The organism is Nocardiopsis oceanisediminis (genome assembly GCF_048595525.1).
Taxonomy (GTDB): Bacteria; Actinomycetota; Actinomycetes; order Streptosporangiales; family Streptosporangiaceae; genus Nocardiopsis_A; species Nocardiopsis_A oceanisediminis.
This window is the reverse complement of sequence record NZ_JAFMZJ010000001.1, coordinates 5,677,824-5,699,774: the sequence shown is the minus strand read 5'-3', so window position 1 is coordinate 5,699,774 and position 21,951 is coordinate 5,677,824. Positions and strand designations below refer to the sequence as shown.

At 73.3% G+C, this 21,951-nt stretch carries 16 protein-coding genes; 7 read left to right on the top strand and 9 right to left on the bottom strand.

The window, feature by feature from the left end; all coding sequences use genetic code 11:
* The first annotated feature begins 145 nt into the window (after positions 1 to 145).
* Complete coding sequence (locus tag J0910_RS24880; protein WP_420160964.1) at positions 146 to 1,015, top strand: helix-turn-helix domain-containing protein; 870 nt, start codon at positions 146 to 148, stop codon at positions 1,013 to 1,015.
* A 154-nt stretch (positions 1,016 to 1,169) separates the two neighbouring features.
* On the opposite strand, the gene J0910_RS24875 is transcribed toward J0910_RS24880, so the two are convergent.
* From J0910_RS24875 to J0910_RS24850, 6 genes are all read right to left on the bottom strand, one after another.
* The gene (locus J0910_RS24875) at positions 1,170 to 1,403 is read right to left on the bottom strand and encodes a DUF397 domain-containing protein (RefSeq protein WP_420160963.1); all 234 of its coding nucleotides are present in this window, start codon (positions 1,401 to 1,403) and stop codon (positions 1,170 to 1,172) included.
* A gap of 220 nt (positions 1,404 to 1,623) precedes the next feature.
* On the bottom strand, positions 1,624 to 2,589 hold the full coding sequence (locus J0910_RS24870) for a metal ABC transporter substrate-binding protein (protein WP_420160962.1): 966 nt from the start codon (positions 2,587 to 2,589) through the stop codon (positions 1,624 to 1,626).
* A 65-nt stretch (positions 2,590 to 2,654) separates the two neighbouring features.
* The gene (locus J0910_RS24865; RefSeq protein ID WP_420160961.1) at positions 2,655 to 3,323 is read right to left on the bottom strand and encodes a potassium channel family protein; all 669 of its coding nucleotides are present in this window, start codon (positions 3,321 to 3,323) and stop codon (positions 2,655 to 2,657) included.
* Positions 3,324 to 3,371: 48 nt separating this feature from the next.
* Positions 3,372 to 4,784 (bottom strand): TrkH family potassium uptake protein, encoded by a 1,413-nt coding sequence (locus J0910_RS24860; protein ID WP_420160960.1) that lies wholly within the window; start codon positions 4,782 to 4,784, stop codon positions 3,372 to 3,374.
* A 148-nt stretch (positions 4,785 to 4,932) separates the two neighbouring features.
* Positions 4,933 to 6,189, bottom strand: a complete 1,257-nt coding sequence (nhaA, locus tag J0910_RS24855) for a Na+/H+ antiporter NhaA (RefSeq protein WP_420160959.1) — start codon at positions 6,187 to 6,189, stop codon at positions 4,933 to 4,935.
* 325 nt (positions 6,190 to 6,514) lie between these two features.
* A complete protein-coding gene (locus J0910_RS24850) occupies positions 6,515 to 7,438 on the bottom strand; it encodes a cation diffusion facilitator family transporter (protein ID WP_420160958.1) in 924 nt (307 codons plus the stop codon).
* A 106-nt stretch (positions 7,439 to 7,544) separates the two neighbouring features.
* Between J0910_RS24850 and cmtR the strand changes: the two genes are divergently transcribed.
* The 3 genes from cmtR to J0910_RS24835 all read left to right on the top strand — a co-directional run bounded on the left by cmtR (position 7,545) and on the right by J0910_RS24835 (position 11,867).
* Complete coding sequence (gene cmtR, locus J0910_RS24845) at positions 7,545 to 7,892, top strand: Cd(II)/Pb(II)-sensing metalloregulatory transcriptional regulator CmtR (RefSeq protein WP_420160957.1); 348 nt, start codon at positions 7,545 to 7,547, stop codon at positions 7,890 to 7,892.
* Positions 7,893 to 8,274: 382 nt separating this feature from the next.
* Entirely contained in the window at positions 8,275 to 11,508 is a 3,234-nt protein-coding gene (locus tag J0910_RS24840; RefSeq protein WP_420160956.1) for an efflux RND transporter permease subunit, read from the top strand.
* Between the two features lie 185 nt (positions 11,509 to 11,693).
* Positions 11,694 to 11,867 carry a hypothetical protein gene (locus J0910_RS24835; protein ID WP_420160955.1) on the top strand — a complete coding sequence of 58 codons (174 nt, stop codon included), beginning with the start codon at positions 11,694 to 11,696 and terminating at the stop codon, positions 11,865 to 11,867.
* 85 nt (positions 11,868 to 11,952) lie between these two features.
* Here J0910_RS24835 and J0910_RS24830 read toward each other — a convergent pair whose 3' ends face one another.
* Positions 11,953 to 12,408: an ATP-binding protein gene (locus J0910_RS24830; protein ID WP_420160954.1), complete on the bottom strand. Its 456-nt coding sequence runs from the start codon at positions 12,406 to 12,408 to the stop codon at positions 11,953 to 11,955.
* Positions 12,409 to 13,038: 630 nt separating this feature from the next.
* Between J0910_RS24830 and J0910_RS24825 the strand changes: the two genes are divergently transcribed.
* Both J0910_RS24825 and mgrA read left to right on the top strand, forming a co-directional pair.
* Complete coding sequence (locus J0910_RS24825) at positions 13,039 to 15,099, top strand: PhoX family protein (RefSeq protein ID WP_420160953.1); 2,061 nt, start codon at positions 13,039 to 13,041, stop codon at positions 15,097 to 15,099.
* 166 nt (positions 15,100 to 15,265) lie between these two features.
* Entirely contained in the window at positions 15,266 to 16,345 is a 1,080-nt protein-coding gene (gene mgrA / locus J0910_RS24820) for an L-glyceraldehyde 3-phosphate reductase (RefSeq protein WP_420160952.1), read from the top strand.
* 192 nt (positions 16,346 to 16,537) lie between these two features.
* Here mgrA and mftF read toward each other — a convergent pair whose 3' ends face one another.
* Both mftF and mftE read right to left on the bottom strand, forming a co-directional pair.
* The gene (gene mftF, locus J0910_RS24815) at positions 16,538 to 17,971 is read right to left on the bottom strand and encodes a mycofactocin biosynthesis glycosyltransferase MftF (RefSeq protein ID WP_420160951.1); all 1,434 of its coding nucleotides are present in this window, start codon (positions 17,969 to 17,971) and stop codon (positions 16,538 to 16,540) included.
* Between the two features lie 1,214 nt (positions 17,972 to 19,185).
* Positions 19,186 to 19,911: a mycofactocin biosynthesis peptidyl-dipeptidase MftE gene (gene mftE / locus J0910_RS24810; protein WP_420160950.1), complete on the bottom strand. Its 726-nt coding sequence runs from the start codon at positions 19,909 to 19,911 to the stop codon at positions 19,186 to 19,188.
* A 625-nt stretch (positions 19,912 to 20,536) separates the two neighbouring features.
* On the opposite strand from mftE, the gene J0910_RS24805 reads away from it, so the two are divergent.
* Complete coding sequence (locus tag J0910_RS24805) at positions 20,537 to 21,652, top strand: NDMA-dependent alcohol dehydrogenase (RefSeq protein WP_420160949.1); 1,116 nt, start codon at positions 20,537 to 20,539, stop codon at positions 21,650 to 21,652.
* Positions 21,653 to 21,951: the final 299 nt, after the last annotated feature.

Below are 21,951 nucleotides of genomic sequence, written 5' to 3'. Positions count from 1 at the left end.
CCCCCGTTCGCGGACGTGCCGCCCGAACGGCCGTCCGCGGCGGCGCTATCGTGGGTGGGTGCAGGACTGAGTTCCACCGCACCGGTGGCGGCCGCGAGGGAGGGGCCGGCCGGAGCGTCCGACGAAGGGTGGGGAGGCAGCGGTCATGAGCGGCATCGCTCGCATCAAGCAGGGCGCCGGGCCCACCGTCCGCAGGATGCTGCTCGGGTCCGAGCTGCGCAAGTACCGCGAGAAGGCGGGCGTCTCCCGGGGCGCGGCGGGGCACCACATCCGCGGCTCGGAGTCCAAGATCAGCCGGATGGAGCTGGGCCGGGTCGGCTTCAAGTCCCGCGACGTCGAGGACCTGCTCCTGCTCTACAAGGTGGAGGACAAGGAGCTCATCCGGACGCTGGCGCAGATGGCCCGGGACACCAACAGGCCCGGCTGGTGGCAGCAGTACGGCGAGGCGCTGCCCAACTGGTTCCAGGTCTACGTCGGCCTGGAGGAGGCGGCCAGCCGGATCCGGGTCTACGAGGCGCAGTTCATCCACGGGCTGCTGCAGACCCAGGACTACGCCGAAGCCGTGATCACCGGCGGCGTCGGCCTGCGGGACCAGGCCACCGAGGACCGGGTGCGGGTCCGCATGCAGCGCCAGGAGCGGCTCGACGACCCGGAGGTGAAGCTCTGGGCGATCCTCGACGAGGCCGCCGTCCGGCGCCCGGTGGGCGGGGCCGAGCTGATGCGCCGGCAGATGGAGCACCTGGTCGGGCTCTGCGACCACCCCAACATCACGCTGCAGATCGTCCCGTTCAGCGCCGGCGCGCACGCGGCCGAGGCCGGGTCCTTCACGATCCTGCGCTACCCGGACTTCGAGCTGTCCGACATCATCTACCTGGAGCACCTCACCGGCTCGCTCTGCCTGGACAAGCGCCAGGAGGTCGACGCCTACACCATGGCGATGGAGAAGCTGAGCGTCATCGCCCGGCCTCCGGGGGAGACCAAGGACCTCCTCAAAGAGATGGTCGACGAGTTCTGAGCCGGCCGCGGGCGGCCCGGTCCGGAAAGCAGAACACCCCGCCCCGGTGTGCAGCGGGGCGGGGCGGTCTCCCCCCAACGGGCCCGTTCCCCCCGGCAGAGCTGTTCCGCGCCCTCCGCGCCCCGGCCGGGGCGGCGGCCGATGGAGCAGGTTCTCAGCTGAGCAGGTTGTCGAAGTCGCCGTCCTTGGCGCCCAGGATCAGGGCGTCGATCTCGGCCTGGGTGTAGACCAGGGCCGGGCCGGCGGGGAAACGGGAGTTGCGCATCGCGATCGAGCCGTCGGGGAGCTTGGCCATCTCCACGCAGGAACCGCGCGAATTGCTCCGCTGGCTCTTCTGCCAGGCGACGTTGTGCAGCTCGGACGCGGCGATGCCGTTGTAAGCGCTCATCTGGTGCGATCCTCCTTCTTCCGGTGAGTGCGGGTACCTCACGTGCTTATGCACGTGCATTAGCACCGTACTTTGATCAGGATAGCGCACGTGCATCCGGCGCGAGGGGTGCTTTCTCCAGAAGTAGGCGGCTTGTAAGTGCGTGCAGGAACGGGAGCGGGATTGCACGAGAAAGGGCCCCGCCGGGTGGCGGGGCCCGTCGCCGGTGCGGCGGAGCAGGTCAGGAGCAGCCGAGGCCGCCGCGGAGCGACTCCAGGTTGCCGCGCATCACGGAGGGGTAGTCGTCGCCGGGGGACTCGTCGGTGATCCCCTCCAGCGGGTCGAGCACCGCGGTCTCCGCGCCGGCCTCGTCGGCGATGGTCTCGGCCACCGCGGGGCTCACCAGGGTCTCGGTGAACACGGTCGTGACGTCGTGCTCCTTCACCAGGTCGGCGACCTCGGCGATGCGCGCGGGGGAGGGCTCGGACGCGGGGTCGATGCCGGAGACGCTGATCTGCTCCAGGTCGTGCGCGGCGGCCAGGTAGCCGAACGCGGCGTGGTTGACCACCAGGGTGCGGCTGTCGCACTCGGCGAGGCCCTCGCCGTACTCGGCGTCGATCTCCTCCAGCTCGGCGCGGACCCGCTCGGCGTTGGACCGGTAGGCCTCGGCGCCGTCCGGGTCGGCCTCGGCGAGCCGGTCGGCCAGGCCGTCGGCGGCCTCCGCCATCAGCCCGGTGTCCAGCCACATGTGCGGGTCGAGCTCGCCGTGGCCGTGCTCCTCCCCGCCGTGCTCGTGGCCTTCTCCGCCGTGGTCGTGGTCGTGGCCCTCCTCCTCGCCCGCAGGGCGGAGCTCGACCAGGTCGGCCACGTCCAGGGCGCCCTCGGTGCCGGACTGGGCGACCGCGTCGTCCACCGCCGGCTGCAGGCCGGAGACGTAGAAGACGACGTCGGCGTCGGTGACCTCGCCGGTCTGCCGGCCGGTCAGCTCCAGGTCGTGCGGCTCGGCGCCGGGCTCGGTCAGGTTGCTCACCGCGCCCCGGTCGCCGGAGACCTGCTCGGCGAGCCACTGCAGGGGGTAGACCCCGGTGACGATCGCCGGGCCGTCCCCGCCCTGGCCCGAGTCCCCGTCCCCGGAGCCGCACCCGGCGGCGAGCAGCAGGCCCGCGGTGCAGGCCGCGGCGATCTTGACCGACTTCCCAGTTCTCATGCCCCCATCATCGGGAAAATGAAAACGGTTGTCAATTTGTGTGGTTCGTCCGTATTCTTCGGACCTCAGCCGACCTCGGCGAACCGCTCCACGTGCGAGGTCCGGCCGGCCACCACGATCACGTCGCCCTTCTGCGGCACGGTGTCCTCGGTGGCGTAGGTGAACTCCTCGCCGTGCCGCTTGATGCTGACCACGGTGATGCCGTACCGGGCCCGGACCCGGGTGTCGCCGAGGCGCTTGCCGATGAGCGAGTTGGGCGCCCGGGTCTTGCCCAGTGCGAAGCCCTCCTCGATCTCGACGTAGTCCAGCATCCGCCCGGAGAGCAGGTGCGCCACCCGCTCGCCCATGTCGTGCTCGGGCAGGACCACGTGGTGCGCGCCGACCTGCTGCAGGATGCGGCCGTGCCGGCGGCTGATCGCCTTCGCCCAGATGTGCGGGACGCCCATGTCCACCAGGAGCGAGGTGGCCAGGATGCTCTCTTCCAGGTGGGTGCCGATGGCGACCACCGCCCGGTTGAAGTCCTGCGCGTCGACCTGGCGCAGGGCCTCCTCGTCGGTGGCGTCGGCCACGACGGTGTGGGTGAGCGAGTCGGCGAAGGTCTGGACCAGGCGCGGGCTGGAGTCCATGCCCAGCACCTCCCAGCCGTGCGCGACCAGCTCCAGGGCGAGCGAGCTGCCGAACCGGCCCAGGCCGATGACCAGGACCCGCTTGTCGTCGGTTTTGCTGCGGGGCACCGGGGCACTCCTTATGGTTTCGGCTCCGCGCGGCGGCGGAGCGCTGTTCTAACCGATGATGGGGCGGGAGACCGGGAAGTCGTAGCGCCGGGTCCGCTCCCGTAGGGCCAGCGCGGCGGCGAAGGTGACCGGTCCGACCCGGCCGGCCAGCATCAGCACGGTCAGCAGCAGGTGCGCCCAGGGCGGGAGGTCGGCGGTGATCCCGGTGGACAGCCCGACCACGCCGCTGGCCGAGATGACCTCGAACATGACCGGGACCAGGTCGAAGGGGGTGGTGCTGAGCAGCAGCACGGTGGAGGCCACCACCACGGTCATGGAGAGGAAGAGCAGGCTCAGCGACTGGCGGATCACCTCCGGGGCGAGCTTCCGGCCGAACACGTGCACGTTGGGGTGGCCGCGGATCTCCGCCCAGACGACGAGGAAGATGACGGCCAGGGTGGCCACCTTGATGCCGCCGGCGGTCCCCGCGCTGCCGCCGCCGACGAACATCAGCATCATGATGACGAGCAGCGTCGCCTCGTTCATCGCGCCCACGTCGACCACGTTGAACCCGCCGCTGCGCGGCATCACGCCGTGGAAGGAGCCGTCCAGCACCCGCTGCCACCAGGGCATCCCGCCCAGGGTCGCGGGGTTGGTCCACTCCAGCAGGGTCACCGCCGCCGCCCCGCCGAAGTAGAGCAGCGCGGTGGTGACGATGGTCAGCTTGGCGTGCAGGCTCCACCGGCGGTGGTGGTGCAGGTGCCGGCGGAGCTCCAGCAGCACGGGGAAGCCCAGGCCGCCGATGACGGAGGCGATCGCGACCGCGGGCAGCATCACCGGGTCGGCGGCGAACCGGACCAGGCTGTCCGGGTAGAGCGCCAGGCCGGCGTTGTTGAACGCCGAGACCGCGTGGAACACCGCGAGGTACAGCGCCTCCGGGAGGTCCTCGCCGTGCACCAGCCAGAGCCGCGGGGCGAGCAGCAGGGCGACGACCGCCTCGCAGGCCAGGCTGACCAGGATGATCCGGCGGACCAGGCCGCGCACGTCGCCCACCTGCATGATCCGGGTCTCGGTCTGCAGGGTGAGCCGCATCCGCAGGCCGAACCGGTGCAGCACCGCGACGCCGAGCAGCGAGGCCAGCGCCATGATGCCGATGCCGCCGGCCTGGATCAGCACCAGCACCACGATCTGGCCGAACAGGGAGAGGTCGGCGCCCAGGTCGATCACGGCCAGGCCGCAGACCATGAGCGCCGAGGTGGAGGTGAACAGCGCGTCGGTGAAGCTGAGCCCGTGCCCCTCGGCGTGCGCGGCGGGCAGGGTCAGCAGGCCGGCTCCGATCAGGTCGACGGCGATGATCAGCAGCAGGAAGACGCTGGCCGGCCGCCGCCACAGGCCGCGCGCGCGGGCGCTCTGCGGCGGGCGGGGCAGGCGCCGGGCGCCCCGCGTGAGGAGTCCGCGCAGAGCGGATGTTCGTCGTTGCATGTCCGCGTCGTCGTTCCGTCCTGGTTTCTCGCCCCGCTGTCCGCCCGCGTTCGACGGAGGGGCGTCGAGAGCGGTTCCGCGCCACCATGAAACCGCGTGCCCGCCCGGGCCGCCACGGCTCCGGCGGCCGTGTCGGTCCGGGCGCGGGTCAGTCCGGGGTCCCGGTGCCCCGCTCGGGCTCGCGGACGGGCAGGCCGTGCCTGCGGTAGTGGGCGCTGCGGATGCCGAGCACGACCGCGGAGAGCGCGGTCGCCAGCAGCGAGGCGATGATCACCCCGGACTTGGCGTCCTCCACCATCTGCAGGTCGGTGAAGGAGAGCTCGGTGATCAGCAGCGAGACGGTGAAGCCGATCCCGGCGAGCAGCGCCATCCCGGCGATGTCGATCCAGTGCAGCGAGGGGCTCAGCTCCGCCGCGGTCAGCCTGGTGGTGAGCCAGGAGCCGCCGAGGATGCCGATCAGCTTGCCGAAGACCAGGCCGAGGATGACGCCGACCGCCGCGCTGTCCGCGAGGATGGTGTCGAAGCCGGTGAACACCACGCCGGCCGACATCAGCGCGAACACCGGCAGCACCACGGCGTTGCTCCACGGGCGGATGATGTGCTCCACCGCGTGGGACGGGCTCTGCGTCTCGCCGTCGAGCGGGACGGTCCGCATCAGCAGGCCCATCGCGACGCCGGCGATGGTGGCGTGCACCCCGCTGGCGTGCAGCAGCGCCCAGATCGCCGCGGCCAGCGGGAGGTAGACCGCCCAGTTGGGCAGCGCGGAGGCGTTCAGCCGGGCGGCGAGCCCGCGGCCCCGCTGCAGGTAGCCGAAGACGCCGAGCAGCGCGGCCGCGCCGAGCAGCGGCGCGAACGACACGTGGTCGGTGTAGAAGACCGCGATGACCACGATCGCGCCCAGGTCGTCCACGATGGCCAGGGTGAGCAGGAAGGTGCGCAGCGCGGGCGGGAGGTAGCGGCCGATCACCGCGAGGATGGCGACGGCGAAGGCGATGTCGGTGGCCATCGGGATGCCCCAGCCGTGCAGGGCCTCCGGGCGGTGCAGGTTCACCGCGGTGTAGATGGCGGCGGGCACCGCCATGCCGGCCAGCGCGGCGACGATCGGCAGCACCGCGCGCCGGGGGTTGCGCAGTTCGCCGTGGACGAACTCCTGCTTGAGCTCGTTGCCGACGACGAAGAAGAACACCGCCAGCAGCGCGTCGGAGGCCCAGGCCTGCACGGAGAGGTCCAGGTGCAGTCCGGCCGGGCCGAAGGTGAAGCCGCGCAGCGCCTCGTAGCCGGCGCCTGCCGGGGAGTTGGCCCACACCAGCGCGACCGCGGCCCCGGCGATCAGCAGGAACCCTGCGACGACGTCCTCGCGGAGCCAGTCCGCGAGGCCTCTCAGGCCGCGGCGTTCGATGGTCATGGAGCGCTCCCCCTGCACGGTCCGGTGGCGGTTCCGGTGCCGGGGCACCGGTGGCCGGGCACGCCGCGGCGCCCGACGGAAACCCAGGGTCCCACGGTCCCCCGCGGGCCCGGCGGACGCCGGGGCCGGAACCGCCGGATCCCGGTCCGGGGACCGCGGGATGCGAGCTCAGCCGCTGTTCAGCGGGACCGAGGATACTCCCGGTGCGGCGGGGTCGGACCATCGGACCTTCACCGCGCCGGCGGGGCCCTTCCGGCGGCGGCCCGGAGGCCCTCCCGCGCCGGGACCGGTGCGGGAGGCGGGCCGCCGTCCCCGGGGCGCGGGCTCAGTGGTGCCGGGCGCCCTCGTGCTCGGCGTGGCCGGCCGGCTCCAGCTGGAGGGTGGAGTGCTCCACGTCGAAGTGGCCGTCCAGGCAGGTGTGCAGCCGGTCGAGCATCCGGCCGCTGTGCTCCAGGTGCCCCTCCTCCACGACGACGTGCGCGGAGAGCACCGGCACGCCCGAGGTGATGGTCCAGGCGTGCAGGTCGTGCACGTCGATGACGCCGGGTTCGCGCAGGATGTGCGTGCGCACCTCGTCCAGGTCCACGCCGCGCGGGGTGGCCTCCAGCAGGACGTGCACCGCCTCGCGGAGCAGCCCCCAGGCGCGCGGGACGATGATCGCGAGGATGATCAGCGAGACCGCCGTGTCCACCTGGGACCAGCCGGTGAACCAGATGACGGCGCCGCCGATGATCACCCCGACCGAGGCCAGCGCGTCGCCGAGGACCTCCAGGTAGGCGCCGCGCACGTTGATGCTCTCCTGCTGGCCGGAGCGGAGGACGAGCAGCGCGACGATGTTGGCGGCCAGGCCGAAGGCGGCGACGGCGACCACCCAGGGGCCGGCGACGTGCCGCGGCTCGGTGAGCCGCTCGATCGCCTCGTAGGCGATGAACGCGCACAGCAGGAAGAGCAGGAGCGCGTTGGCCGCGGCGGCCAGCACCTCGGCTCGCTGCAGGCCGAAGGTGCGCTTCGGGTTCGGCGGCCGGCCGGCGATCCAGACCGCGAACAGCGCGAGCATCACGCCCGCGGAGTCGGTGACGGTGTGCCCGGCGTCGGCGAGCAGGGCCAGGCTGCCGGAGAACGCGGCACCGGCGACCTGGACGGCCGCCACGGCCAGCATCAGGCCGAGGACGGCGGCGAGTCTGCCGCGGTAGGCGGCGCCCGCCGTGGCCGGCGGGTGCCCGTGGCCGTGGCCATGCCCAACTCCCATGGATTCCTCCCGAGGAAAGACGTCGGCCGGCGCGGAACGGCTCGAGGAACGGTTCAGTCGTCACTGTTTATACAGCGAAGACTGTCTATACAGCAAACGGTGTACAATGGTTATCATGTTGACCTCGGAGCAGCGCCTGTCCGCCATCCAGCGCCTCGGAAGGGCGCTCGCCGACCCCACGCGGTGCCGGCTGCTGCTGGCCCTGCTGGACGGTCCGGGCCATCCGGCCGAGCTGGCGGACCAGTTGGGTCTTACCCGGCAGAATGTTTCGAATCACCTTGCCTGCCTGCGCGAATGCGGCCTGGTCAACGGCCGCCAGCAGGGCCGCCAGGTCAGCTACGAGCTGGTCGACGCCTCCCTCGCGCACGCGCTGGAGGACCTGCTCGGCGTGGTGTGGGGCGTCGTCCAGGAGCACGTGCCGCCGGGGGAGAGCACCCCGGTCGCCGCCGGCTGACCGGACCGCGCCCCGGCGGCGCCGCTCCGCCGGGCGCCGCCACCGACGCGCCGCCGCTCCGGCCCGTTCCGCGGTGGCTGCTAGCGGCCTCCCTGACATTCCACTGACAGCCCCCTGACAGCACCCTGAATTCGGGCCTGCTCGTCTGCCCTCGCGGTGAGACGCGAAGTATCGTGTGTTTTGCGTGCCCGGTAACGACCCCGCGCCCCGTCTCTGCTCGCGGGGGGACCGACTTCGCGCCGCCCTCGGCGGCGGCGCCGACCGCAGCGCGATCCATTCCTTCGAGGAGTACGCCCCTGATGTCCACATCTGCCAAGAATCCCCTTGGCGACCACCCAGGCCACCGCCCGGCACCGGGCGCGTCCCGGAGCGGAGGCGCGCGGTGAACCGGCTCGCCAAGATCTCCCTGGGCAACCGCGCGCTCATCCTGCTCATCACGCTGTCGGCACTGGTCTTCGGCGTGATCGCGGCAGGGTCGGCCAAGCGCGAGCTGATGCCCTCGATGGAACTGCCGATGGTCATGGTCGGCGCCCAGTACCAGGGGGCGTCGCCGCAGGTCATCGAGGATGAGGTGACCGAGCCGCTGGAGCAGGCGGTCAAGGGCGTCGCCGGCATCACCTCCTATAACTCCACCTCCTCCACCGGCAGCGCCCAGGTGGTCGCCGAGTTCGACTACGGCGACAGCACCGACGACGTGGTGCGCGACGTGCAGAAGGCCGTCGACCAGGCGCAGGCCGCGCTGCCCGAGGACGTCGACCCCACCGTGCAGTCGTTCAGCCTGGACGACATGCCGGTGGTGATGCTCGCCGCGGGCGCCGGCGACGGCGATGCCCAGGCGCTCGCCGAACCGCTGCGCGAGCAGGTCATCCCGGAGCTGGAGTCGATCGACGGGGTCCGCGCCGCGATGCTGACCGGCGTGGTCGACTCCAAGGTCACCATCACCCCGGACGAGGACGAGCTGGCCGACGCCGGGCTGTCCTCCGCCGACCTCACCTCCGCGCTGCAGTCCAGCGGCGTGATGTCGCCGGGCGGCGACATCACCGAGGACGGCCGCACCCTCACCGTGACCACCGGCGGCAAGCTGGAGTCGCTGGAGGACGTCGAGGACATCTGGCTGATGCCCGGCGGCGGCGCGGGCGCCCAGGGCGGCGCCGGTGCCGCGGGCGCGGCCGGCATGCCGGGGGCGGCCCCGGCCGCACCGGAGCCGGTCCGGCTCTCCGAGGTCGCCGACGTCGAGCTGCTCCAGGACGAGAGCACCACCATCACCCGGACCGACGGCGACCCCAGCCTCGGCGTGATGATCACCAAGACGCCCGAGGGCAACACCGTCGAGATCTCCGAGGAGGTCCAGGAGAAGCTGGCCGACCTCAAGCCGATGCTCGGCGAGGGCGGCGACATCACCGTCGTGTTCGACCAGGCGCCCTACATCAACGACTCCATCGTCGCGATGCTGGAGGAGGGCGGGCTCGGCCTGATCGCCGCGGTCGCCGTCATCCTGGTCTTCCTGCTGTCGGTCCGCTCCACCCTGGTCTCCGCGGTCTCCATCCCGGTGTCCCTGCTGATCACCATGATCGGCATGCAGGTGTTCGGCTACAGCCTGAACATCCTGACCCTGGGCGCGATCACGGTCTCGATCGGCCGGGTGGTCGACGACTCCATCGTGGTGCTGGAGAACATCAAGCGGCACCTGGGCTACGGCGAGGACAAGTTCACCGCGGTCTTCACCGGCGTCAAGGAGGTCTCCGTCGCGATCACCTCCTCCACGCTGACCACCATCGCGGTCTTCCTGCCGGTCGGCTTCGTCGGCGGCATGGTCGGCGAGCTGTTCCAGCCGTTCGCGGTCACCGTCAGCCTGGCGCTGGCCGTCTCCCTGCTGGTCTCGCTGACCATCATCCCGGTGCTGGCCTACTGGTTCATGAAGACCAAGCCGGTCCCGCCGGAGGAGGCCGAGCAGGTCCGCGCCGAGGAGAACCGGCGCGAGCTCAACGCGCCGCTGGCCCGCGCCTACATGCCGGTGATCCGCTGGGCGACCCGGCACCGCTTCCTCACCCTGGCCGCGTCCCTGGTGCTGCTCATCGGCACCGTCGGGATGGCGTTCAGCCCGCTGCTGAAGACCAACTTCCTCGGCGACCAGGGGCAGAACACCTACCAGGCCACCCAGGAGCTGCCGGTCGGCACCTCGGTGGAGGAGGCCGACGCCGAGGCGGCGAAGGTCGAGAAGAAGCTGGAAGGCCTCTCCTGGGTCGAGTCCTACCAGGCCTCGGTCGGCGGGGGCGACCCGATGGCGGCGATGATGGGCGGCGGCGCCGGCGCCACGCAGTACACCATCACCACCGACCCCGAGGGCGACCAGGAGGTCTACAAGGAGAAGCTCCGCCAGGCCTTCACCGAGGTCGACACCGACTCCGACGTGGCGCTGGCCGACGCGAGCGGCACCGCCGGGCTGGAGGTCGAGGTCACCGCGGACGACCCGGAGACCCTCGAGGAGGCCGCCGGCCAGGTCGAGGAGGCCGTCGCCGGCATCGACGGCGCCGCCGACGTGCAGAACAGCATCGCCGCCGAGATGCCCGCGCTGGAGGTGCGGGTCGACGGCGAGGCCGCCGCCGAGGAGGGCCTCACCGAGGGGCAGATCGGACAGGCGGTCAGCGACGCCTTCCAGGGCGCGACGGTCGGCACCGCCACCGTCGAGGACCGGCAGCGGGACATGGTGGTCCGGGTGGAGGAGCGCCCGGAGACCGTCGCCGAGCTGGAGGACCTGGAGATCGCCGCGCCGGCCGGCGGCACCGTGGAGCTGTCCGAGGTGGCCGACGTCGAGGAGGTCATGCAGGCGCCGGAGCTGCACCGCACCGGCGGCGTGACCAGCGCGACCGTGTCCGCCTCGCCGACCGCCGACGACCTCGGCAAGGTCAGCGCGGAGCTCACTCAGGCGCTGGACCGGCTGGACCTGCCGGAGGGCGCGAAGGCCGAGATCGGCGGCGTCAGCGCCGACCAGACCGAGGCCTTCGGGCAGCTCCTGCTGGCCATGCTGGCCGCGGTGGTCATCGTCTACCTGATCATGGTGGCCACCTTCAAGAGCCTGGTCCAGCCGTTCATCCTGCTGGTGTCGATCCCGTTCGCGGCCACCGGCTCGCTCGGCCTGCTGATGCTCACCGGCCAGCCGCTGGGCCTGCCGGCGATGATCGGCCTGCTGATGCTGATCGGCGTCGTGGTCACCAACGCCATCGTCCTCATCGACCTGGTCAACCAGTACCGGGCGCAGGGGATGGAGCTGCGCGAGGCGGTCGTGGAGGGCTCGCGGCACCGGCTGCGCCCGATCCTGATGACCGCGCTGGCCACCATGGGGGCGCTGACCCCGATGGCGCTGGGCATCACCGGCGGCGGGGCGTTCGTCTCGCAGCCGCTGGCGCTGGTGGTCATCGGCGGCCTGTTCACCTCGACGCTGCTCACGCTGATCCTGGTGCCGGTGCTCTACACCATGGCGGAGGGCGGCAAGGAGCGCCGCGCCAAGCGGCGCGCCGCCAAGCGGGAGGCCGCGCTGGCCGCCGCCCGCCGGGACCGCGCCGGCGAGCAGGCCGGGGACGGGGACCGCGAGGAGTCGCCGGCCGAGGTCGACTGAGTCCGCCCCCGCCCCGGTGAGCGGGGCGGGGATCACTTCTCGCACGGTGCCGCGCGGGTTTTCCCGCGCGGCACCGCTGTGCGCTGGGAAAGCGCCGCCAATGACCGGAGAAAGCACCTCTGAGCACGCGATATGCCCGCCGCGCCGATTTGTGATCCGCTGCCGCGCCAGGCAAGCTGCATTTTATGGATGGCAAGGAGAGGGACCTGGACGACCTGGTCCGAGACGAACTCGGCGAGGAACCGTCGCAGGAGGCCAAGGACTACGCGCGCCTGCTGTACGAGAAGTACCGGCTTCCGGCGCCCGCGCCGGAGAGCGGCGGCGCCGACGGCGCCGACGGCGTGAAGGAGGGCGAATAGCAGACCCCGCCGGACGGCACAGGGCGGCGCGGGCCCGGGACCGGCGCGTATCAGCGCATGCGGGGCGGGGGGTCCCGCACCTCCTTCAAGGGAGCGGAGCCGGGCCCTCGTCGCCGGGGTCCCAGGCGAGCTCGAACCAGACCGTGCGGCCGAGCCCGTCGGAGCGGTCGTCGGAGCCCCAGGCCGAGGCGAGCGCCTCGACCAGGTCGAGTCCGCGCCCGTGCTCGGTGATGTCGCGGGGATCGTTGTGCTGGGCGCGGGGCTGCTCGGAGCCGCCGAGGTCGCGCACCTCCACCCGGGCCCGGCCGGGCCCGCGGTAGACGGTCACCTCGAACTTCCCGCCGGGTGAGCCGGAGGCGCTGTGGGTGACGGCGTTGGTGGCGAGCTCGCTGGTGAGCAGGGTCGCGGTGGTGAGTTCGGGCGAGGCGGCGAGCAGCCGCTCGACGAATCGCCGTGCGTGCTTGACCTGGTGGGCGAGACCGGGGAATCTCCGTCTGGTCGGTGCCCCCAGGACATCGGGCGGGAGGGTGTGCTCTGTCATGGTCTTCGCCGGACGATCGGTGGACGGGTGGATCGTGCCCGGACACGGGGCGCAGCGCGAGCGGTTCCTCGCCGGGCGGCGTCCGATGCCGGGCGCGGGTCACGGCGCGAGGAGATCGGCCGAGGACCGCTCGATCATGGGGGACGGTGTGGACTTGTCGGTGCGGGCCGCCGGTGGGGAAGGGCGGTCCCGAATCGTGAGAGACGTGAATCCACGGACAGGATACGCTCGCTGACCTCCGGTGAATCCGGCGGGGTCGGGCAGGTGCGGCAAGACCGCTCCGACGTGCGGTTTCCCGGGATCGGGGGAGGTGCCCCGGCGCGGCCGGCCGGGGGCGGGCGGAGCCGCGCCCGCCGGATGCCCGGAGCGGTCCCCGCCGAACACGGGGCGTTCGCACCCCTGGTGTCGAGTGGGGACATCCGTTACTTTGCGGTGGAACGCCACTACGCTGTGCGGACAGTGTGATCGAGAAGATGGTCGCAGGGGAAACGCGTGCCAGGGATTTGGCGCCGCGTTCACCACGGGTTAACTCTCGGGAGCGCCGTGTTCGCCATGGTCGTGGCGGCCCGGGGCGGCCGCTCCGGCGGCGGACCCGGGTGACGATCCCCGCGCAACACCAGGAGGACATCGGTGCCCGGATCCGCGCCCCACCGCCGCAGCCTTCCACTGGCCGGCCCGGTCGGCGGAGGGAGAACAGCCGCCACCTGCCGCTTCCGCTGCGGCTACGCCTGCTTCCACGACGCCCCCAACACCAGTGACAACCCCTACTTCGGCGACGTGTTCAGCCGAATGGTCTCCCGCCGGGCCGCACTGCGCACCGGCGCGGTCGGCGCCGGCGCCGCCGCCCTGGGGCTGGGCGCGCTCGGCGCCCCGGCCGCCGCCGCCGCGGCCCCGGCCAAGGGCGGCAAGGGGCGGGGCAACCCGCGGCTGAAGTTCGACGGCCTGCCGCCCAGCACCTCCGACGACGTCAAAGTGCCCAAGGGGTACGAGCACAACATCGTCATCCGGTGGGGCGACCCGGTGCTCCCGGACGCCCCGGAGTTCGACTTCGAGGACCAGACCGCCGAGGCGCAGGAGAAGCAGTTCGGCTACAACTGCGACTACGTGGGGTTCCGCGAGCTCTCCCGCGACCGCGGCCTGCTCTGGGTCAACCACGAGTACACCAACGAGAACCTGATGTTCGCCGGCTACACCGACGGCGCCGACATCGACCCCGAGCTGATCAAGGTCTCGATGGCCGCGCACGGCGGCTCGATCGTGGAGATCGTCCGGGACCGCAAGGGCGGCTGGCGGCCGTCCAGGGGCCGGCGCCGGTTCAACCGCCGGATCACCGCCACCACCCCGATGCGGATCACCGGTCCGGCCGCGGGCGACGCGCTGATGCGCACCGGCGCCGACCCGGAGGGCACCGAGGTGCTCGGCATGCTGAACAACTGCTCCGGCGGGATGACGCCCTGGGGCACCATCCTCACCTGCGAGGAGAACTTCAACCAGTACTTCGTCGGCGGTGAGGGCGCCCCGGAGGAGGCCAAGGCCGCGCTGAAGCGGTACGGCGTCCCCGTCGAGGGCGACACCCGCAAGGACAACCGCCGCTTCGACCGGGTCGACGAGCGCTTCGACCTGTCCAAGGAGCCCAACGAGGCGAACCGGTTCGGCTGGGTGGTCGAGATCGACCCGACCGACCCCGGATACAAGCCGCGCAAGCGCACCATGCTCGGCCGGATCAAGCACGAGGGCGCCAACACCCGGCTCACCGACGACGGCCGGGTCGCCGTCTACATGGGCGACGACGAGCGGTTCGACTACATCTACAAGTTCGTCAGCAGGAACCGGTACCGGAAGGGGTCCCGCCGGCACAACGACACCCTGCTCGACTCGGGGACGCTGTACGTCGGCCGGCTGACCGGCGACAGCCCCGCCGAGGAGTTCGACGGCTCCGGGAAGCTCCCCTCCGACGGCGCCTTCGACGGGGTCGGCGAGTGGATCCCGCTCTGCACCGACGAGGAGAGCTACGTCGACGGGATGACCGTCGCCGAGGTCCTGGTGCACACCCGCATCGCGGGGGACAGGGCCGGCGCCACCAAGATGGACCGGCCCGAGGACTTCGAGCCCAACCCGGTCACCGGCAAGGTGTACTGCGCGCTGACCAACAACAGCGCCCGCGAGCCCGGCCAGGCCGACGAGCCCAACCCGCGCGGCCCCAACAAGTACGGCCACATCCTGGAGATCACCGAGGCCGGCAACGACGCCGGCGCCACCGAGTTCACCTGGGACGTCCCGGTGGTCTGCGGAGACCCCTCCGACCCGAGCACCTACTTCGCCGGCTACGACAAGTCGAAGGTCGCGCCGATCTCGGCGCCGGACAACCTCACCTTCGACAAGCACGGCAACCTGTGGATCTCCACCGACGGCCAGCCCGGCGCGCTCGGCATCAACGACGGGCTGCACGCCGTGCCGATGCACGGCAAGTACAAGGGCGAGCTGAAGACCTTCGCCACGGTCCCGGTCGAGGCGGAGTGCTGCGGCCCGTTCATCACCAGGGACAACAAGACGGTGTTCATCGCCCCCCAGCACCCGGGCGAGGACGGCTCCGTGGAGGAGCCCACCAGCACCTGGCCGGACCGGGGCGGCTTCCCCCGGCCGTCGGTCGTCTCCATCTGGCACCGGAAGGGCCGGGACATCGGCAGCTGACCCGCGCGGGTGCGGGAGGGCGCGCCCTCCCGCACCCGCCGGGCGCCGCCTCGCGGACCCGCGCGGACCCGCACGCCTCCCGCCCCGCCGGCTCCTGCCGCACCGGTGCCCCGGAGCCCCGCGCCCGCCCCGAGGGCCCCGGGACGGAAGTGGGATGATGGGGCCCATGGTGCGAGAATCCGACATTCCGCGGCTGGACGTCCCGAGCGCCGGGGTCCACCGCGCCGACCCCGAACGCTACGACGGGCGGATGCCCTACCGCCGCACCGGGCGCAGCGGCCTGGACCTCCCGGCGGTCTCGCTCGGGCTGTGGCACAACTTCGGCGACGACCGCGCCCTGTCGACCCAGCGCGCCGTGCTCCGCCGCGCCTTCGACCTCGGGGTGACCCACTTCGACCTGGCCAACAACTACGGCCCGCCGCCCGGATCGGCCGAGCTCAACTTCGGCCGGATCCTGCGCGAGGACTTCCGGGCCTACCGGGACGAGCTGATCATCTCGACCAAGGCCGGGTACCAGATGTGGCCGGGCCCCTACGGCAGCGGCGGCGGCTCCCGCAAGTACCTCCTGGCCAGCCTGGACCAGTCGCTGGGCCGGATGGGCCTGGACCACGTGGACATCTTCTACAGCCACCGGTACGACCCGGACACCCCGCTGGAAGAGACCATGGGCGCGCTGGACGCCGCGGTCCGCTCGGGCAAGGCGCTGTACGCGGGCATCTCCTCCTACTCCCCGGAGCGCACGGCCGAGGCCGCCGCGATCATGCGCGGCCTGGGCACCCCGCTCCTGATCCACCAGCCCTCCTACTCGATGGTGAACCGGTGGATCGAGGACACCGGGCTGCTGGACACGCTGGAGCGGGAGGGGATGGGCTGCATCGCCTTCTCCCCGCTGGCCCAGGGCATGCTCACCGGCAAGTACCTCGGCGGCGTCCCGGAGGGCTCCCGGGCCAGCCTGGGCAAGTCGCTCGACCCGGACTGGCTGGACGAGGAGGGCCTGGCGGTCATCCGGTCGCTCAACGGCATCGCGGCGGCCCGCGGCCAGACGCTGGCCCAGCTGGCCCTGCAGTGGGCGCTGCGCGACCCGCGGGTGACCTCGGTGCTCATCGGCGCGAGCAGCGTCGCCCAGCTGGAGGACAGCCTCGGCGCGGTGCGCGGCCCCGAGCTCACCGGCGGCGAGCTCTCCGAGATCGACACGCACGCCAAGGAGCTCGGCGTCAACATCTGGAAGCGCTCCAGCGACGGCTGATCCGGACCCGCGCGGCCGGTCCGGCGGCGTCGGCCCGGCGGCGGGGTGCTTCGGCGGTCCGTCGTTCCGGGGCCGTGCGGGGGTCGGCGGTGTCGGCCCGGGGGCCGTCCGCGCTGCGGCGACCGGGGCGCATCGGCGGCCCGCTCCCGGGGCCGGCCCGGTCCCGGTCGGCGGAGCGCCGTCCGCCCCGGGTCAGTGCACTCGGGAGCGGGCGGAGGAGAGTACCGGCAGCAGCGGGACCGGGGTGCGCGAGGTGTACGCGCCGGTCCAGACCCCGGCCGCGTACGCGCCGTCGGCGGCCAGGCAGAGCGCGGTCCAGGTGAGCGGGTCCAGCTCCGGGCGGCGGTCGGCCCACTCGGCCAGCGGCGGGGCGAGCGCCGCCAGCGCCAGCAGGACCGCCGCCCGGCGGGAGGCCAGCGCGGCGGGGACCGCGACCGGCCACCATGTCCGGGCCACCGACGCGGCCAGCCACCGGGCCGCGCCGAGCGTGCCCAGGCCGACCAGGCGGCCCGCCTCGGCCACCGGGACCGCAGGGCCCGCCCGTCCCGTCTTATGAATCAGCAGCGCGGTCGCGGCGGCGAGCAGCGCGGCGGCGCCGGCCGGGCGCCCGGCCGCGGCCAGCGCGACGGCCGCCCCGCTCCACGGCGACACCACCGCAGGCGCCACCCGAGCGCCGTGCCGCAGCGCGAGCGGCCCGGCCGAGGTGCCGTAGTCGAACCGGCGCCGGAGCAGCGGACCGAGCCGGGTCCGGTGCGCGTGCCGGACCGCCGCGGCCGGGTCGTAGCGCACCGCCCACCCGGCGTCGGCCAGCCGCCACACCAGGTCCACGTCCTCGCCCACCGGCATACCCGGGTCGAAGCCGCCCGGGCAGGCCGACCGGCGCACCGCGAGCGCGGCGGACGGTACGTAGGGGACGGGGCCTCCGGGAGCGGCCCGGGCCGGGGACGGGCCCATGTCCAGCGGCGACCGTGCGGCCTCGAACCGGGCGAGCACGCCGCCGGACCGGTCCCGGGCGGGGAGGATCCGCGGGGCGGCCGCGCCGACCCGGGGGTCGGCGAAGTGCCCGAGCAGCCGCCCCAGCCAGCCGGGCTCCGGGACGCAGTCGGAGTCGAGGAAGGCGACGAACGGGCTCCGGCAGGCGGCCAGCCCGGTGTTGCGCGCGGCCGCCGGTCCGCCGCAGGCCTCCCGGCGGACCAGCCGGGCGCCGTGCTCGGCCGCGACCCGGGCGGTGCCCGCGCGGTCGGCGGAGGCGTCGTCCACGACCAGCACGCCGGCTTCGGGCAGGTCGGCCCGGACCGCCGCGAGCAGCAGGGCCAGCGCGCGGGTCCGGTCCCGGACCGGGACGACGACGCAGACCTCCCCGGGCGGCGGCGCGGCGGGATCCGGGACCGGGTGCGCCAGCCCGCCGTCGACCAGCCTGCGGGCCAGCGCCCGCTCCGCCGCGCCGGCAGGTGCCGTACCGGCCCGCCACCGGCCGACCGCCCGCGCCCCGGCGGCGGAGAGCCGCACCACCCGGACCGGCGCCCCGCCGATCAGCATCCGGCCGCCCAGTGCGGTCCGCACCCCGGCGTCCAGCAGTACCCTCATCCCCTCCGGCAGCGGCCCGCCGACGGGCACGGCCGCCACTCGCCCGCCCCGGCCGTGTCCTCCTCGCACTACGGCGCGCTCCTCCCACTCGGCTCCGTGCGCCCACTTTTCCCGATCAAGGAGGACCAGGGGAGGCCCACGAGGCCCTGAGAGGAGGCGGCCCTCCAGAGCACGGCAACGGCAGAGGCAGGGACGGGGCGGAGGTGGCCGCCCGGGCGCGGCGCCTCGCGGGGCAGGGGCTCAAGCGGGCGGCGACGGCGCAGGAAGGGACACGGTCGGGCGTTCCAGCCGGGCGCGGCGCCCCACGGAGCGAAGGTTCAAGCAGGCGGCGACGGCAGCGGTGGGAGCGAGGCGAAGGTGGTCGCCCGGGTGTCGGGCCCCACGGGGCGGAGGTTCAAACGGGCGGCGAGGGCGGCGGTGGGGACCGGCTGGCCGCCCGGGCGCGGCGCCCCACGGGGCGGAGGTTCAAGCAGGCGGCGACGGCGGGAAGGGGCACCGGCCGGTCGGTCTGGCGCGGCAGAGCAGGGAGGGGCGGTCGAGGTGGGCCGGGGCGGCAGGTTCGCCGTTCCCGCGTCGCCCGGGCGCCGGGGCCGGCCGCCCTTGAAACCGCCGCACCTCCCTGACCTGGGTGAATACGTAGGGTGATGGCGGGGTGGGGCGCCCTGCGCACCGCGAGAGCACCCCGGTGATTCCCGGGCGCGCATCCCGGCCCGGAACAGGCCCTAGAAGGCCCGAACGGCCCCGATCGGGCCGTTGATCAGGGGTTCGAGCCGCCCGCAAGACCACAAGGCAGGGAGCCGGAACTCGGGAAGGGCAGGGGTGGGGGCGAGATGTCGCTTTTGCCCTGCCGGGAGGCCCCGCTTTGGCCACTCTGGGTAATCGGGGAGGGGGTGGTGGGGGCTTGGGGGCTTACTACTCGCTGGTAGATGTAATCGGGGTGCTCTCGCGGTGCGCAGGGCGCCCCCACCCCCGCTCGACCCTCGCCGCGAACCCGGCATAGGGGATAAGGCCACCCCCTGGCGGGAGCACGCGCCGGGCCTGGCCGGTGAACGCGGCACCCCGCCCCCTCCCGCCCTCGCCGCCCGTCTGAACCCCCGCCCCGTGAGGCGCCGCGCCCGACCGACCGGCTGGTTCTCCACCGCCGCCGTCGCTGCCTGCTTGAACCCCGGCCCCGTGGGGCGCCGCGCTCGGGTGGTCGCCTTCGCCCCGGCCTGGGGGTCCCTGCTGTCCTGGCTGCGGGCGGCGGTGGGCGGTCAGCGGTTCAGGGCGCGGGCGAGGTGGGCCCGCAGGTCCTCGGTGAGGAGGCGGAGGAGGGCGCGGCCCTCGGCGGCGGTGGCTCCGGCGGGGTCGCCGAGGACGCCGTTGCGGGAGGCGTCGGCGATGGAGCCGGCGCGGATCGCGGGTAGCAGGTCGGCCAGCGGGGCGGTGGCGCCGGGTTCGGCCAGGTCGGTGCGGACCAGGTCCGGGGCGATGGCGAGCAGCATCGAGGTCTCGGTCCGCCCGGCGTGGGCGTCGGGGGCGCGGCCGGCCGCCGCCAGCACGCCGGCGCGCGGGAACCAGGCGCTGGCCGAGCCGGGGGCCTCGGTGCGCAGCACGCGCAGCGCCGCCGAGGCGGGCTCGGCGTTGCCGCCGTGCCCGCTGACGAACACGGTGTGCCCGGCCCAGGGGCGGGCGGCGCGGGCCAGGTCGAGCAGGGCGACGGTGACCGTCTCGACCGCCAGCCACAGGGTTCCGGGGAAGGTGCGGTGCTCGCCGCTGGCCCCGTAGGGCAGCGCGGGGGCGACCGCGACCCGGAGGTCCGGGAGGCTCCGCGCCGCGGAGTGCGCCACGTGCTCGGCGATCCGCACGTCGGTGTCGAGCGGCAGGTGCGGGCCGTGCTGCTCCACCGCGCCGAGCGGGACCAGCAGCACCCGGAGGCCGGCGGCCTCCGGAGAGGCCATCCGGCCGGCGGCCGGTTCCGCCTGCTCGGTCCCGCTCATCGGGGTCTCCTCCTCGTGGGTGGGGCCGCACCGGCGGGCCGGCCCTGCGGCGGACTCTGCGGTGCGGCGCCTCCCGCCGTGCCCGGGGCCGGGAAGGGGCGGCGGCCGCCGCCGGGCCGGTCCTCGCCGCCACCGGGCGGGCCGGGGCGTCGGGCGAGCGCACCGCCCATGGTGTCCCGTCGTCCTGATGTTCGCCAGGGGCGTCGGCCGGATGATTCGGCGGGGGAGCGGGGGAGCGCCGTTCCGTGCGTCCGGTGGTTTCGGTGTTCGGTAGGGGGCCGGTCAGGTCTTCCGTCTGGGATCCGGATGGGGAGGCGGGGAGCGGTCCTCTGCGCCGCTGTCGGTCGTCCGGGTGCGGCGGAGTGAGGTGTCGGGGGAGAGCGCCGTTCCTTGGGACGGGTGGTTTCGGTGTTCGGTGGGGGCGCCGGTCGGGTCTTCCGTCTGGGGTCCCGGGCGGAGCTGGGGGAGGGGTGAAGCCGCCCGGTGCGGGGAGGGTGAGGACCGGTGGAAGGGCCGTTGACAGGGGGAGGGGGCGGTGGTGCACTGACATGACGGCCTGCCGACCGAGCATCTGCTTGGCGCGAAGTTCCTCCCCGTCCCCCGTCACGGAAGGGTCGTCCGCACCATGAAGACGCGAGCCGCAGCACTGCTGGAGCAGCCCGGTACCTGGAAGGTCATCGAGGTCGACGTCGGAGAGCCGAAGGCGGGGGAGGTGCGGGTCCGGTTCGAGGCCGCCGGGCTGTGCCACTCCGACGAGCACGCCGCCACCGGGGACATGCCGGTCGCGCACCTGCCGTTCATCGGCGGGCACGAGGGGGCGGGCGTGGTCGAGGACGTCGGGCCGGGGGTCACCCGGTTCGCGCCGGGGGACCGGGTCGCCACCCAGTTCGTGCCGAGCTGCGGGCACTGCCCGTCCTGCTACGCCGGGCAGATGAACCTGTGCGACCTGGGCATGTTCGCGCTGGCCGGCTCCATGCCGGACGGCACCTACCGGGCCTCGCTGGACGGCGCGGACGTCGCCCAGATGACGATGCTGGGCACCTTCGCCGAGCGGGCGGTGGTCTCGGAGTTCTCCCTGGTCAAGATCCCCGACGGGGTCTCCTTCGAGGTCGCCGCGCTGGTCAGCTGCGGGGTGGCCACCGGCTGGGGGTCGGCGGAGAACGCCGCGCAGGTCGCGCACGGCGACACGGTGATCGTGATGGGCGCCGGCGGCGTCGGGATGAACGCGGTCCAGGGGGCGGCGGCCCGCGGGGCCGCGCACGTGATCGCGGTCGACCCGGTGGAGTTCAAGCGGGAGAAGGCCAAGGAGTTCGGCGCCACCGCGGCCTTCGCCGACATCGGGGAGGCCGCCGACTTCGCCCGGCTGGCCACCGGGGGCCAGGGCGCCGACTCGGCGATCGTCTGCGTCGGGGTGACCGAGGCCGAGCACGTCGCCCAGGCGTTCGCCGCCATCGCCAAGAAATCCACCGTCGTGGTGACCGGAATCGGGCCGTCCTCGGCGGTCGGCCTGCCCATCAACCTCTGGGAGATGGCGATGATGGAGAAGCGGATCCAGGGCACCATCTTCGGCATGGGGACGCCCGGCCGGGAGATCCCGCGGCTGCTGGAGATGTACCGGGCGGGGCGGATCAAACTGGACGAGCTGATCACCCGGCGCTATGCGCTCGACGAGATCGGAACCGCCTACCAGGACATGTACGACGGAAAGAACATCCGCGGGATCGTCGTGCACGGTACGTGAAAGCGGACGTCGATCAGGCGCCCGGTCGGCAGGCCGGAACAACGGCGAAAAAGGCGATTATCTCCTGCGGAATGAGACTTGGCAAGGGGTGCCCGGAAAAGGGCGCCCCTTCGCTCGGTTTCGGCCGTGTTGCGGTGGATCTCTGCGGGTAGACGATGATGGGACCGCTCGGCGGAAGTGCGGCTCCGGCCCCCTGGGGTGTGCTCGGAACCTGGACGATCGTGTTCTCGTTGCGCTTTCTTGATGTCATGGTGACCAGCTAGTGTTCAGAAATCCAGCACACTCGTTGAAATTCGGGT